This window comes from Ruegeria sp. TASC047 (assembly GCF_059612445.1).
Genome location: NZ_JBXWQP010000018.1, coordinates 50670 through 63746 on the forward strand (window position 1 = coordinate 50670; position 13077 = coordinate 63746).

A 13077-nucleotide genomic window follows, 5' to 3' on the forward strand; every position below is an offset into this window, starting at 1 on the left:
GACATGCTCAAACCGGTGGCAGAATCGTGCGCGGTTGTGCTAGGTCTAGGGGTATGGCGCAGACAAACCCCAATATCAGCGAAAATCGCCCCGTGATCAGACAGCTTGACGATGCTGCGATCAACCGTATTGCGGCGGGTGAAGTTGTGGAACGCCCGGCCTCGGCGGTCAAGGAACTGGTCGAGAATGCACTGGATGCCGGGGCTACGCGTATAGCCGTCGAAATCGCCGACGGGGGAAAGACACTGATCCGCGTGACCGACGATGGGTGCGGCATCCCGGCCGAAGATTTGCCGCTTGCCCTGTCGCGCCACGCCACGTCAAAGATTGATGGATCGGATCTGCTGAATATCCACACCTTCGGATTTCGAGGCGAAGCCCTGCCCTCGTTGGGGGCTGTCGGTCGCTTGACCATAACCAGCCGAGCGCCGGGTCTGGATGCGGCGCAGATCCATGTTGCAGGTGGCAAGACGGGGTCGGTCAAGCCTGCCGCCCTGCGCGCGGGCACGGTGGTCGAGCTGCGCGATCTGTTCTTCGCCACCCCCGCCCGGCTGAAATTCATGCGCACCGACCGGGCCGAGGCACAGGCGATCACGGACATGGTGAAACGGCTGGCGATGGCCGAACCATCCGTCACATTTACCCTGCGCGATGTCTCGGGCGGTGGCGAAGGCCGCGTGATCTTCCGCGCGGATCGCGAGAATGGCGACCTGTTTGACGCCCTGCACGCCCGTCTTGCCCGTGTGCTCGGGCGCGAGTTTGCCGAGAATGCGCTGCGGATCGATGCCACGCGCGACGGTCTTAGGCTTTTTGGCTATGCGGCCCTGCCGACCTATTCCCGTGGCGCTGCGGTGGCGCAGTACCTTTTTGTCAACGGGCGTCCCGTGCGGGACAAGATGCTGACCGGTGCTTTGCGGGCGGCTTATTTCGATTTCCTCAGCCGGGACCGTCACCCGGCGGCGGCATTGTTCATCGACTGCGACCCGACATTGGTTGACGTGAACGTTCACCCTGCCAAGTCCGAGGTCCGGTTCCGCGATCCCGGCGTTGCACGTGGGCTTATCGTGTCCAGCCTGCGCCACGCTTTGGCCGAGGCCGGGCATCGTGCGTCCTCGACCGTGGCCAATGCGACCCTGGGTGCAATGAGACCGGAGCCCGCGCAGTCTGCACCAGCGCGGGTCTATCAGATGGATCGCCTGTCGCCCGCAGCGCGCCAGGCCGCGTACCGGGCGCAGGCTCCGGGTTTTGCGGAACTGGCGCATGATTACAGCGGCAGCATTGTCGACCCGATCCCGGTTGCACCCGTATCACAGGGTCAGGAGCCTGATGCGCAAAACCTTCCGCTGGGCGCTGCGCGCGGGCAGGTGCATGAAAACTACATCATCGCCCAGACTGCCGATGGAATGGTGATCGTTGATCAGCACGCCGCGCATGAACGGCTGGTCTATGAAAAGCTGAAAACGCAGATGGCCGAGACGGGCGTCGCGGCGCAGGCGCTTTTGATCCCCGAGATTGTTGAGTTGTCCGAAGGCGACTGCGCCCGTCTGATGGCGGTCTGTGATGATCTGTCCCGTTTGGGACTGACCATCGAACCCTTTGGCGGAGGCGCCATTGCCGTGCGCGAAACCCCGGCCGTTCTGGGCGAGGTCGATGCGCGCGCGATGATCCTGGATATCCTCGACGAACTGGCCGATCAGGGCGAAACCCAGATGGTGCAGGCAAGGATCGAGGCGATCCTCAGCCGGGTTGCCTGCCACGGCTCGGTCCGGTCCGGCCGCCGGATGCGGGCCGAGGAAATGAACGCCCTGCTGCGCGAGATGGAGGCGACGCCGCATTCCGGGCAGTGCAATCACGGGCGACCAACATATGTGGAACTGAAGCTGAGCGATATCGAACGCCTGTTCGGGCGCAGTTGATCCATTGGCCACTGCAGGTTAGTAAGAATAAAACAAGAACATCCGAGGCGACATGATCAAGATTGCAGGAACAGAATATGCACTGGATGACCCGGTTGTTCTTATCGTGGGCGGAACAGTCGCGCTGATCCTGCTGCTGCTGTTCCTGTCGTTGCGCGCTGCCAATCGCTCGGCCCGGATGGCGGAACCGCTGGCGCGGCAGATGGCGCTTCTGGGTCAGCATGTGCAGCAGCTGGGGCAGGGGCAGGAACAGCTGCGCGGCGGCTTGCAGCATGTCTCGGACACGCAGGCCAACACGCAGGTACAGGTGATCCAGACGGTCGAGGCGCGCTTGTCCTCGGTCCAGCAGCAGATGAATGACCGGCTGGCGGACAACGCGATGAAATCGGCGCGCGCGCTGGCCGAAATGCAGGAGAGGATGAAGGAAACCCTGCACGGTTCGTCAAAGCAGACGGCGACATCACTGACGCAGTTGCAGGAGCGTCTGGCCGCCATCGACAAGGCGCAGGACAACATCACAAAACTTTCGGGCGATGTTCTCAGCCTTCAGGATATCCTGTCAAACAAGCAGCGGCGCGGGATGTTTGGTGAGATTCAGCTGAACGATATCGTGTCCAAGGCACTGCCCGCAGACAGCTATTCGCTGCAAGCCACCTTGTCGAACGGCAGGCGTGCAGATTGCCTCGTGCATCTGCCGAACCCGCCCGGCCCGATCGTGATTGACGCGAAATTCCCGCTTGAGGATTTCGAAGCACTTGCCGCCGCGCAGAGCAAGGCAGACGTTGAAAGATGCCTGCGGGCTTTTGGCGCCGCCGTGAAAGTGCATATCAAGGCGATTTCCGAGAAATACATCCTCGACGGGGAAACCGCTGACGGTGCCCTGATGTTCGTCCCGTCCGAAGCGATCTATGCCGAGCTGCACGCCCGCCTGCCCGATGTGGTGCGCGAAGGGTTCGCTGCCCGGGTCTGGATCGTCTCGCCCACCACCTGTATGGCCACGCTGAACACGATGCGGGCGATCCTGAAAGATGCGCGCATGCGTGAACAGGCCGGTGCGATCCGAAAAGAACTGGGATTGCTGCACAAGGACGTGGACCGTCTGGGCGACCGCGTATCAAACCTCGATCGTCACTTCGGTCAGGCGGCCAAGGATATCTCGGAAATCAAGATCAGTGCCGAAAAGGCCGGCCGCCGGGCGCAGCGGCTGGATAATTTCGACTTCGAAGAAATCGCGCCCGATACTGAAACAGAGGTTGTGCCGCTGGCACGTCACGAAGGCTGAGATCTACTGAATCGACAAATCAAGATTGTACCCCACGGTTTTACCGGTATCTCTGTCATTTCCCATCAGATAGACGCGAATCGTGTACTCTCCGTCTTCCAGAAGTTTGATCCGGGCCGTGTTACCGTCGATCGACCCGTTATAAATTGCGACCCCGGTGCTGCCCGGCGGCAGGATGTTGAAGTAGATCACGCCGTTTCCATTGGTATCGCTGACCTGAAGGTCGGCGAACATCTCCTGCCCGGCTTTTGCACCCAGCCTATAGTCGAAATATTCATCTCCTGAGACGTTCCCGCTGACCATGGTGCCATAATTGCCGGCCTGAAACTGAACCTCGGCAGTCTTCTGGGCAGATGCGACGGGTGGAACTGAAAGCAGAAGGGTAGTCAAAAGCAATCTTCCCAGCATGATCTTTCCTTTCAAAACAAGTGTAACGCTGCAGTCGCCAAACGTTCAGATACGCAGAAAGGGCTGGAAAAGGCGCGGCATCAGCTTGTTGAATTTCAGCGGCGCATCCGTAACCGCCAGGCATATGCAGTCTTCCGAGATATCCGCGACGGGTGTGTGTTCCAGATCCTCGTCAGCGATTTCAACATCGCCACGGGCAAAACGGTCAACCTCGTCCGAGAAAGCCCCTTGAAGAACCATTGTCAGCTCCATGCCGTTGTGGCCATGATCCGGCACGGCAGCACCGGCCGGAATGAACAGCAAGCGGGCGGTGGCGTCTTTGGTGGTCGGCAGGATCACCTGTTTGACACCCATACCTATCGACCTCCAGCGGATGTCCTTGACTGTTCCGCCCACGTAATCCTGCAACGGGGTTGGCAGAACTGCACATCCCGGGCGAACGGGCTTGGGCGCTGGTGCGCCCTGGGCGATCAAAGCCATCGTGGCCGCCAGTGAAGTCTCACTCATGCTGACACCCTCACTCTGCTCGTCCAGAACTTGCCCGCCAACGGCGTCATAGCTTTCTGCGCGCGCGCGGCAGTGGTCACACAGGGACAAATGCGTGGCGACCATCAGGTTGAAGGCTTCGGGCAGGCTGCCTGCGGCATAAGCCATCAGCAGGTCATCTGTCAGGTGATGTTTGATCAACTTGCTCATTTTACTCATCTCAGTTCATCGCGTGGCGCAAGCGGTCCAGCGCCAGCCGTATCCGTGATTTGATCGTTCCCAGCGGTAACCCGGTTTGTGACGCAATTTCCCGGTGACTCAGGTCGCCGAAATATGCCTTCTCAATCAGGTCCCGCTGTGCATCCGGCAACGCTTTCAAGGCGGTGCGCAGTTGCGCGGTTTCCTGTTGCAGCGCGATGACGTCATCCTGATCGGGCTCAGCCTCGGGCCCCCAACCAAGATCTTCGGGTTCAGGGCGGCGTTGCTTGCGCAGCACGTCAATGCGCTTGTTCCGAGCGATGGTGAACACCCATGTGGCCACGGTGGCACGCGTCGGGTCGAAAAGGTGCGCCTTGTGCCACAAGGTCGCCATCACCTCTTGCGCGCATTCTTCTGCCATGGCGGCATCAGCCCCTGACTTCATCAGGAATGCCTTGATACGCGGCGCGAAGTGCTGGAACAGCTCGGCAAATGCCGCTTGATCCTGCGCATCCCGGATGCGTCTGACGTGGTTCACCCATTCGGCCCTGGTCTCGCGCTTGCTGTTGATTTCGTTCACCCGCCTACCCTTGATGCGTTTGTGGACGCGCCAAGGTTGAGGGGCGGGTGTTTCAACCGCTGGTCCGTCCAAGGTCGCTGTATTGGTCTCGGTAAACATAACCACATTACGGCGCATGTCCCAAGCCGGATCACTTTATCGGAACATTTTGATCCGCTCCCGGCCAAGTCTCGTAATATGAACTCCAGCGGCAAAAATGAAATCGCGACTGCTCTGGCGGTTGTGCAAGGACCAGAAGACACCGGATGGCAAAAACGATAGATCATGTTGCAGGCCACACTTATCACGGGCGCAAGGGGGCAATCGACAACGCCTTCCGGTATTCTGTCGATTACATCCTGTTTGATCCCGAAGCCCGGTTGGCCACGCCTTTTCTGTTTTCCATAAACCGGACGAATGTTACCAACTGGCGCATCCGCGATCACGGCGGAAAGCCGGGTCAAGGCTATGGCGCCGCTTGGTTGCGTGCACGATTTGCCGAGATGGACATTCCGCAACCCGCGCAGGTCATGCTGCTGACCCAGCCAAGGGTGCTGGGCCACGTTTTTAATCCCGTCAGTTTCTGGTTCTGCTTTGACCGCGATGATCAGCTTTACGCCGTGGTGGCCGAGGTGACGAACACCTTTGGAACGCGCCACAGTTATCTGTGCCATAAGCCGGATTTTTCGACCATCAGACCAACCGACCGATTGGCGGCCGAAAAGGTGATGCATGTCTCGCCCTTCCAGAAGATTGAAGGCAGCTATACGTTCCGCTTTGACTACAGCCCGGATCGGGTTGGTGTGTGGATCGATTACACGCGCGCGGATGGCGGGTTGATCGCGACGCTGACCGGACCGCGCCAGCCATTGACCAGCAGGGCGATCCTTTGGTCTTTTCTGCGTCGCCCTTTCGGTTCGCGTCGCATTTTTGCGCTGATCCTCTGGCAGGCCTTCAGGTTGTGGCTGAAAAAAGCCACCTTCCGTCCGTTTCGCAGGGAACCGGTGCCTGATCACTCAGTAACGCGTGTGGGGCAGTGACCAGCCTGTTTGTTCAAGATCAAAGACGCGGGCCCCCGTCGGTGGTTGTGATGGCGTAACAACCGCGAACACGAGGAGTCGAAGAGATGTTGGAAATCTCGGCAAGAAAAGTTGCCCAGGTCGCCATGATGGGCCGCGAACTGAACCGGGCCGAGGGCGAATTGCGGGCGTTCATCGACCGCATGAGCGAAGACGAGCAGGCTGAACTGGTAGCCATCATGTGGATCGGGCGCGAGAGCTTTTTTGCGGAAGATCTGGCCGAGGCCATCGCCACCGCCAAGTCCGAGGCATCGACCCCTTGTGCAGACTACCTGATCGGAACACCGCACATGTCTGACCACCTTGAGAATGGTTTGGACGCATTGGGAATATCTGCGGAAGACGTTGAAAACGATCTGATGTAGACCGCGCGACATCATCGCTGCCCGGTGCCTGCGTCTGGCGGCGCCGGATATTGCCCGCCAAGGCAGAATAACAGCGACGGGGGTGTCAAGCTTTCGAGCGAGGTTGGTGAAAGTCTGTATTCGGTTTCTCTTTGCCTTCGAAGCCGCAGCGAATGGGTTTCTATGTGATCTTCTTGAAAAGCCACCATTTTCCCAAAGGTGTGGCTTTGTACGCGGTGTATTTCTACTGAGGTAGACTGTTTTCTGTCGCGGCCTTGAGGAAGTCATGGCTGAACGGGGATTGCGCGTGGATCATGCTACATAGAACATGAGGGTCACGCGGTTTTCGCCGGTGATCGCACCGCGCGCAATCGATGAAGCGTCCTACACTGAATTCTTGGCGCATGGTCGCCACATAGGTCCGTGTGCATGGAAAATGGATGGATCTCTACCGCGCTTTAGACAAAGCGGGAAATACTCTTCATCTCATGCACCAAAACGAAAGCTCTGCCTAACTTTCTCAAGACTTTGCGGAACAACCACCGCGGTTGTGGCTGGACTGTGGATCCGTTTCAGCTGCTGGATGTCAGCCTGATCGAAAATGCTGCGCCAGAAAATCAATCAACGCGCGCACCCGGGCCGTCAGGTGACGATTGGGTGGATAGAGCGCATAAAGGCCGAAATTTTCCGTTTCATAGTCCTGAAACAGGTGCTCCAGGGTACCCTCTTCCAAACTGCGGGCAATCACATAGTGCGGGCAACGCGCAATACCCAGCCCAGCAATCGCCATGTTGGCAATCGCCGCCGGGGCATTGGCATGAAACATTCCCGCCACCTTGACCACAATATCCCTTGTCCCGGCTCGAAACCTCCATGCTGTTGCGTCGGCCGGATTTTCGTCAATCAGGCAGTTATGTGTGGCCAGTGCCATCGGATCACCCGGACGCCCCCTTTCCGCTAGATAATCAGGCGACGCGCAGACGATCAGCGGCATATCGGACAGCTTCCGCGCAATCAGGGTCGAATCCCGCAACACCCCGATCCGTATGGCAAGATCGAACCCCTCTTCAACAAGCGCCACGCGCGAGTCCGACAGTTTAAGGTCGATATCGACCTTCGGATGCGCCCGCAGAAACGAAGCCAAAGCCTGAGTCAGGTTGATGCTGCCGAACCCGGTTGGTGCGGTTATTCGGATTGGCCCGGCCAGTGCCGATTGCCGCTCCTGAACAAGGTCTTCCAGCTCGTCGATTTGTTCCACGATCGGGCGGCAGCGTTCAAGGTACGCGATGCCGACGTCCGTCAGCGAAACGCTTCTGGTTGTCCGGTTGAACAGTTGCGTCGATAGCTTGGCCTCCAACTGGGCAACATACTTGCTGACCAGTTTGGTAGACAGGCCCAGCCGCCGCCCCGCGGCAGTGAACGAGCCCTCATGAGCAACCGCCATAAATGCCCGCATCGTGTCAATTGTATCCAACGCAGCGCTCCTTCGTCAGGTTGGTGTTTGGTCAATTATACCCAATTTGTTCATAGTTACTGAATAAAACGCAGGATTATAACTAAAAAAGGTTTTGCCATGTTCTAGCCAGTGACCGCTGACGAACATTGCCAGCTCGCTCCCAAGAAACTCCTCCGAAAGGAAACAGACATGCCAAACGCAATCCGTATCCACCGTCATCCCTTGTCCGGGCATTCACACCGGGTGGAACTATTCGCCAAGCTTGGCGGCATCAATCACGAGCTGATCGATGTCGACCTGCTGTCTGGCGAACACAAGAAAGAGCCGTTTCTTTCCCTGAACCCTGCCGGGCAGGTGCCGGTGATTGAGGACGGTGAAATCGCGATCGCCGACTCCAACTCTATCCTCGTGTACCTTGCGCGGAAATACGCGCCTGATTGGCTGCCGACTGATCCGGTGCGCGAGGCGGAAGTTCAGAAGTTCTTGTCGCTGGCCGCCGGCGACATCGCCCACGGCCCTGCGGCAGCACGATTGATCACCGTTTTTGGCGCTCAACTGGATGCAGAACGTGCCAAGGCCATCGCCAAATCCGCCTTTGACCGGCTTGAGGCGCATTTGAACGGACGCGACTGGCTGGTCGGAACCAGTCCATCCATCGCTGATGTCGCGATCTACAGCTATACGGCCCATGCGCCTGAGGGAAACGTTTCACTGGATGATTATCCCAATATCCACGCCCTGCTGGCCCGGGTTGAGGCGTTGCCCGGCTTTGTGGCCATGCAAAGCACCAAGGTCGGCCTCGCCGCCTGACACCAGAGCGCGCCCGGCCGTCAGGACCGGGCGCATGCGTCCAAACTTTGCCGCCCCAGGAGAGACCCCATGATTTCCATCGAACCCAGCGACAGCAGCACTTCCCCTTTTCATCGGGGTGAACACATGGCGCAGGCGCGGCTGGGTGTCCGCGACATCGAACACTGGGCACGGAAAGTTGTCCGCGACCACATGCCCGAACAGCATCGGGATTTTCATACCGCCCTGCCGTTTCTCGTGATGGCTGCGCGCGATGCGCAAGGTCGGCCCTGGGTTACGTTATTGGAAGGGCCAGACGGGTTCGTCTCTGCACCAGATAACAAAACGCTTTCCATAACTGCCTTGCCAACCCAAGGCGATGCATTGCACGGTGCCCTTCACCCCAAAAGTGATGTTGGCATCCTTGGTATTGAACTGGCCACGCGTCGGCGCAACCGTATCAATGGCCGCGCCGGACGCGTCACTCCGACCGGTTTTGATTTTCATGTTGACCAGACCTTTGGCAACTGCCCGCAGTATATCCGTGAACGCGCGTGGCACCGGGTTGATGACTCGAGGCCCAGACCGACAACACTCGGCCAATACTTGACGCCGGATCAGGTCCGGTGGATCGAAACAGCCGATACTTTCTTTATCGCCAGCGGCTATCGCGAAGAGGGCGAAAGCCCGACTTACGGGATGGATGCGTCCCATCGCGGTGGCGACCGTGGTTTCGTGCAGGTTCTGGACAACCGGCGGCTGCGGTTTCCCGACTATGCCGGCAATAACCACTTCAACACTATCGGCAACCTGTTGCTCGACCCAAGGGCGGGATTTCTGTTCGTCGATTTCGAAAGCGGCAGCTTGCTGCAACTGACCGGCACTGCCACGATCGACTGGGACAGTGACGAAGTTACACAGATACCCGGCGCGCGCCGTCTGGTGACGCTGGAGATTGACGAGGTCGTGGAAATCCGCGCGGCAGTCAGCCTCAGATGGACTTCGGATGCAGATTCCGTCCGGTCGCTCCGCCTGATCGAAAAGATCCGTGAAAGCGTCGATGTCACCTCGTTTGTTTTCGAAGCTCGCGACGGTGGCCACTTGGCTGGGTTCGAGCCCGGGCAATACCTCCCAATCGAGCTTGAAATTCCAGGGATCGCCGAACCGGTGCGCCGGACCTATTCGCTCAGCAACGGACCGACCAAGCATCGCTATCGGATTACAGTCAAGCGTGAGCCAAAAGGGATCGCATCGCAGTTTCTGCACGATCATTTGGAGCCAGGCGCAATCATCAACAGCCGTCGGCCTGCGGGTGATTTCACAATGACTTGCGACCTGTGTCCATTGGTACTGGTCAGCGCTGGTGTTGGTATCACACCGATGTTGAGCATTCTGAATAAGGTCGCAGGCGAGCGCGGCAACCGCCCTGTCTGGTTCATCCACGGTGCTCGGGACGGTCAGCACCATCCAATGGCAGATGAAGTTCACGATCTGACCTCCAGGCGGCCGGGGATCACGACGCATGTGGCCTATAGCCAACCAACGTCAGAGGATGAGTTCGGAATGGACTATGACTCGCATGGCCGTGTCGATGGGGCGCTTCTGGCGCAACTGATCAACGATGCCAGCGCGCATTACTTTCTGTGCGGCCCTGTCAGTTTCATGGCCGAGATCCAGGCCGATCTGGAACGCCGGGGCATCTCTCCGGAACATATTCACACCGAAAGTTTTGGCCCCACTGGGTGATTTAACGTGATCCTGCGTGGGCAAATGAAACTCAAACCACCAGAGCAAGGACATACGCGCCTTTGGTTCGTTTCGTTTGCATTGTTTTGTTGGGATAGCGTTCACCGGCCGGAATGATTTCGCCATTCCAGCTTTCAATCGAAACTCACCGGCTTGTATTTGAGTAGTTCGAGTTTTTAGGCGTCAGACACCAACTCCTCAGTTCCTCCCGCTTTTATTCCTAAGTCGTTCCTACGATTGCATATACGTCTTAGGAAAAGTGCGACGCCCTCGGCCGCCTGCCGACACAGAAACCTCCCCAAGCTGCAGTAAAAGTGGCAGGTCGAAGTTCGACGCTTCAGTATTCCAGTGCTGCCTCACGTTTCAGGCGGCTTGCGGCAAAATCGACAAATGCGCGAATCTTTGCGGACACCATCCGCCCTTCGTGGTGCACGATGTGAACCGGTGCAGGAGCCGGTTCAAAATCAGATAACACAGCCTTTAGCCGTCCGTCCGCCAGATATGGTGCGACTTGATAGGACAAAAGCCGGGCCAGACCCTGACCGCGAAGTGCCATTTCGATTACAGCATCGTTGGTATTCATGCTGATCCGTGGATGAACACGCACAAGTTTCGAGTTGCCTAGGTGGTCAAACTGCCACTGGCCTGACGGCGACAGGGCTAGGGAATTGATCAGGACATGTCTGTTCAGGTCATCCGGGCTTTCGGGTTCGCCTGCTCGTTCAAGGTATTCGGGTGCTGCAAAAATAACCTGTCTGACAGAACCGCAACGCACGGCCATAAGACTGGAATCCGCAAGCGGACCTATCCTGACGCCAACATCCACACCTTCGTCTATTAAATTCACGATCCGGTCCACGTACAGCGTTCGCGCCTCGATTTTGGGATAGTACCCCAGAAAATCAGCAAGAATTGGTGTGATGAACAATCTGCCAAACAACACAGACGAAGTGAGGTTGAGCAACCCTTTGGGTTCCGCATAGGTCCCGACCGCAGCGTTTTCTGCCTGTTCGAGATCAACGAGAATGCGCTTGGCATCTTCCAGAAATCTGCGCCCGCTCTCGGTCAACATGACAGATCGTGTCGTTCTTACGAATAAACGGGCGCCCATCTCGCCCTCCAGTACCGAAATGGTGCGCGTCACAGCCGGTGGCGACATGTTCAGGTTGCGCGCAGCAGCAGCAAAGCCACCCAGGTCGGCCACCTTCGAAAAGACCAGAAGCGCGCGAAACTTGTCCATGTAATTATTCCAAAATAGTGAATAATAAATTCGAACTTAATATTATTCTGCCAACAATTGAAACACACTATGTCTCAGGCGAAGACACAATCACTCCGCTAAGGCAAAAGCGCCCGCAGGAAATGGGAGAAATGCCGTGAATGCAAGCCAAGCCATCGGCCAAAACGTGACTGTCCAGATCGTGCACGGTTTTGTGGACAACGGGCTAGGGGGCAACCCTGCTGGGGTTGTTCTGGATGCCGACGGGTTAACCGAGGCGCAGATGCTGAAGATCGCGTCACAGGTTGGCCTGTCCGAAACCGCTTTTGTCTCGCAATCCGCGACCGAGGGTTTCAAACTGGACTTCTTCACCCCGAACCGCAGGATCGCGCATTGCGGCCATGCGACCATTGCCGCTTTTTCCCATCTGGATGCACTTGGCCGTATTTCTGATCCTGAAACTTCAAAAGAAACTGTGGACGGCCCGCGCCGGATTCTGATCAAGGATGGTGCCGCGTTTATGGAACAGTTGGCCCCTAGATATGAAACGCCAGAAGATTGGACCTCTCAGGGTGTCAGTTTGCAGGACGTTTTGGGCTCTTTGGGGTTGTCCCCGAGCAATATGGATCACGAAATGCCGCCCGCTCTGGTCAATACCGGCAACAGTTTTATCGTGATCGGAGTAGCCGACAGGGAAACTCTGGCTTCGATCAAACCCGATTTCGAGCAGATCAAAACGATCAGCGACCGTCTGGACCTGATAGGATATTATGTGTTCACAACGGCCCAATGCTCGGACGGGCGCGACGCTACTGCACGCATGTTCGCCCCCCGATATGCCATTGATGAAGAGGCCGCGACGGGAATGGCCGCAGGGCCGCTGGCCTGTGTCCTGCACGACCTGGGTCACCGCCGTCAGCACGGGTTTCTGATTGAACAAGGCATGTTCATGGAAACCCCTTCGCCCAGTTTGATTCAGGTTGAACTGGAAGTTCGTGACGGCGCAATCGACAGCCTAATGGCAGGCGGGCAAGGCAAAGTCATGCGGTCTTTTCAATTGTCGGTGTGACTAAAACAGCGTTTGGGGCGGCATGTAACATCGCGCGCAGCTCTGTCGAGCAAGTTGAAGAGCGGTTTTACGCAAATCTTGCCGCGCCCCTTCAAAACAACGAACTCTCTCCGAGCGCGGATATCGCAGCTTTTGCTGGGGCGCTCGTTCAGATTGTGACGTTCACGTTGAATAGGCGGGCAACCCAATCAGATCACATGATCAGAGCGCCAGGTATCCAGAATCTCCAAGGTCTTGTCTGAAAACTCGACATCGTTGATGTGGCTGTCAATTTCCACAAGTGTTACGTTTTCCGGACAGTTTTTGCTCAGCTCTTCGATGAATCCTGCAAGTCCCCCTACATCTTCCAAAATCGCCCCGGCCCTGTCCCATTCGTTACCGCCTCTGAGCGGCACAAGCAGAACAGTCGGGCCGGTTGCTTCAGAAAGTTTTGCGCACATAGTGCGTGCTGAGCAGCCTCATCTGACTGGTCCATTTTGATTGTTAGTGCATGATCGGCCTCTGATCCATCGGAATGATGGCTTCA

At 57.5% G+C, this 13077-nt stretch carries 13 protein-coding genes; 7 read left to right on the forward strand and 6 right to left on the reverse strand.

What is annotated here, in order from left to right:
- Window positions 1–53: 53 nt before the first annotated feature.
- Window positions 54–1916 carry a DNA mismatch repair endonuclease MutL gene (gene mutL, locus AC2FLO_RS02435; RefSeq protein ID WP_496754614.1) on the forward strand — a complete coding sequence of 621 codons (1863 nt, stop codon included), beginning with the start codon at window positions 54–56 and terminating at the stop codon, window positions 1914–1916.
- Window positions 1917–1968: 52 nt separating this feature from the next.
- Window positions 1969–3198: a DNA recombination protein RmuC gene (locus AC2FLO_RS02440; RefSeq protein ID WP_480587703.1), complete on the forward strand. Its 1230-nt coding sequence runs from the start codon at window positions 1969–1971 to the stop codon at window positions 3196–3198.
- A gap of 3 nt (window positions 3199–3201) precedes the next feature.
- Here AC2FLO_RS02440 and AC2FLO_RS02445 read toward each other — a convergent pair whose 3' ends face one another.
- From AC2FLO_RS02445 to AC2FLO_RS02455, 3 genes are read right to left on the reverse strand one after another with little or no spacing between them, the layout of a single operon-like run.
- Window positions 3202–3606, reverse strand: coding sequence for a hypothetical protein (locus AC2FLO_RS02445; protein ID WP_480587706.1), 405 nt, complete (start codon window positions 3604–3606; stop codon window positions 3202–3204).
- Between the two features lie 45 nt (window positions 3607–3651).
- Window positions 3652–4302: a ChrR family anti-sigma-E factor gene (locus AC2FLO_RS02450; protein WP_496754616.1), complete on the reverse strand. Its 651-nt coding sequence runs from the start codon at window positions 4300–4302 to the stop codon at window positions 3652–3654.
- 10 nt (window positions 4303–4312) lie between these two features.
- On the reverse strand, window positions 4313–4969 hold the full coding sequence (locus AC2FLO_RS02455; protein WP_480538572.1) for a sigma-70 family RNA polymerase sigma factor: 657 nt from the start codon (window positions 4967–4969) through the stop codon (window positions 4313–4315).
- A gap of 146 nt (window positions 4970–5115) precedes the next feature.
- Between AC2FLO_RS02455 and AC2FLO_RS02460 the strand changes: the two genes are divergently transcribed.
- Complete coding sequence (locus tag AC2FLO_RS02460; RefSeq protein WP_496754617.1) at window positions 5116–5889, forward strand: DUF1365 domain-containing protein; 774 nt, start codon at window positions 5116–5118, stop codon at window positions 5887–5889.
- An 86-nt stretch (window positions 5890–5975) separates the two neighbouring features.
- Window positions 5976–6293, forward strand: coding sequence for a DUF3775 domain-containing protein (locus tag AC2FLO_RS02465; protein ID WP_209505065.1), 318 nt, complete (start codon window positions 5976–5978; stop codon window positions 6291–6293).
- Between the two features lie 565 nt (window positions 6294–6858).
- On the opposite strand, the gene AC2FLO_RS02470 is transcribed toward AC2FLO_RS02465, so the two are convergent.
- Entirely contained in the window at window positions 6859–7746 is an 888-nt protein-coding gene (locus AC2FLO_RS02470; RefSeq protein ID WP_496754619.1) for a LysR family transcriptional regulator, read from the reverse strand.
- A gap of 171 nt (window positions 7747–7917) precedes the next feature.
- Between AC2FLO_RS02470 and AC2FLO_RS02475 the strand changes: the two genes are divergently transcribed.
- Together AC2FLO_RS02475 and AC2FLO_RS02480 are read left to right on the forward strand one after the other, a co-directional pair.
- Window positions 7918–8538 (forward strand): glutathione S-transferase family protein, encoded by a 621-nt coding sequence (locus AC2FLO_RS02475; protein WP_496754621.1) that lies wholly within the window; start codon window positions 7918–7920, stop codon window positions 8536–8538.
- Window positions 8539–8607: 69 nt separating this feature from the next.
- Entirely contained in the window at window positions 8608–10263 is a 1656-nt protein-coding gene (locus tag AC2FLO_RS02480) for an FAD-binding oxidoreductase (RefSeq protein WP_496754623.1), read from the forward strand.
- 337 nt (window positions 10264–10600) lie between these two features.
- Here the strand turns inward: AC2FLO_RS02480 and AC2FLO_RS02485 are convergent, their stop codons facing one another.
- On the reverse strand, window positions 10601–11503 hold the full coding sequence (locus tag AC2FLO_RS02485) for a LysR family transcriptional regulator (RefSeq protein ID WP_496754625.1): 903 nt from the start codon (window positions 11501–11503) through the stop codon (window positions 10601–10603).
- Window positions 11504–11639: 136 nt separating this feature from the next.
- Between AC2FLO_RS02485 and AC2FLO_RS02490 the strand changes: the two genes are divergently transcribed.
- A complete protein-coding gene (locus tag AC2FLO_RS02490; RefSeq protein ID WP_496754626.1) occupies window positions 11640–12551 on the forward strand; it encodes a PhzF family phenazine biosynthesis protein in 912 nt (303 codons plus the stop codon).
- 188 nt (window positions 12552–12739) lie between these two features.
- Here the strand turns inward: AC2FLO_RS02490 and AC2FLO_RS02495 are convergent, their stop codons facing one another.
- The gene (locus tag AC2FLO_RS02495) at window positions 12740–12991 is read right to left on the reverse strand and encodes a hypothetical protein (RefSeq protein ID WP_496754628.1); all 252 of its coding nucleotides are present in this window, start codon (window positions 12989–12991) and stop codon (window positions 12740–12742) included.
- Window positions 12992–13077: the final 86 nt, after the last annotated feature.

Excerpts from the sequence above, each read along its gene's own strand:
- AC2FLO_RS02465 (WP_209505065.1), top strand. The coding sequence starts at position 5,976 with ATGTTGGAAATCTCGGCAAGAAAAGTTGCCCAGGTCGCCATGATGGGC.
- AC2FLO_RS02450 (WP_496754616.1), bottom strand. The coding sequence starts at position 4,302 with ATGAGCAAGTTGATCAAACATCACCTGACAGATGACCTGCTGATGGCT.
- AC2FLO_RS02455 (WP_480538572.1), bottom strand. The coding sequence starts at position 4,969 with ATGTTTACCGAGACCAATACAGCGACCTTGGACGGACCAGCGGTTGAA.
- AC2FLO_RS02480 (WP_496754623.1), top strand. The coding sequence starts at position 8,608 with ATGATTTCCATCGAACCCAGCGACAGCAGCACTTCCCCTTTTCATCGG.
- AC2FLO_RS02440 (WP_480587703.1), top strand. The coding sequence starts at position 1,969 with ATGATCAAGATTGCAGGAACAGAATATGCACTGGATGACCCGGTTGTT.
- AC2FLO_RS02445 (WP_480587706.1), bottom strand. The coding sequence starts at position 3,606 with ATGCTGGGAAGATTGCTTTTGACTACCCTTCTGCTTTCAGTTCCACCC.
- AC2FLO_RS02460 (WP_496754617.1), top strand. The coding sequence starts at position 5,116 with ATGGCAAAAACGATAGATCATGTTGCAGGCCACACTTATCACGGGCGC.
- AC2FLO_RS02495 (WP_496754628.1), bottom strand. The coding sequence starts at position 12,991 with ATGTGCGCAAAACTTTCTGAAGCAACCGGCCCGACTGTTCTGCTTGTG.
- AC2FLO_RS02475 (WP_496754621.1), top strand. The coding sequence starts at position 7,918 with ATGCCAAACGCAATCCGTATCCACCGTCATCCCTTGTCCGGGCATTCA.
- AC2FLO_RS02485 (WP_496754625.1), bottom strand. The coding sequence starts at position 11,503 with ATGGACAAGTTTCGCGCGCTTCTGGTCTTTTCGAAGGTGGCCGACCTG.
- mutL (WP_496754614.1), top strand. The coding sequence starts at position 54 with ATGGCGCAGACAAACCCCAATATCAGCGAAAATCGCCCCGTGATCAGA.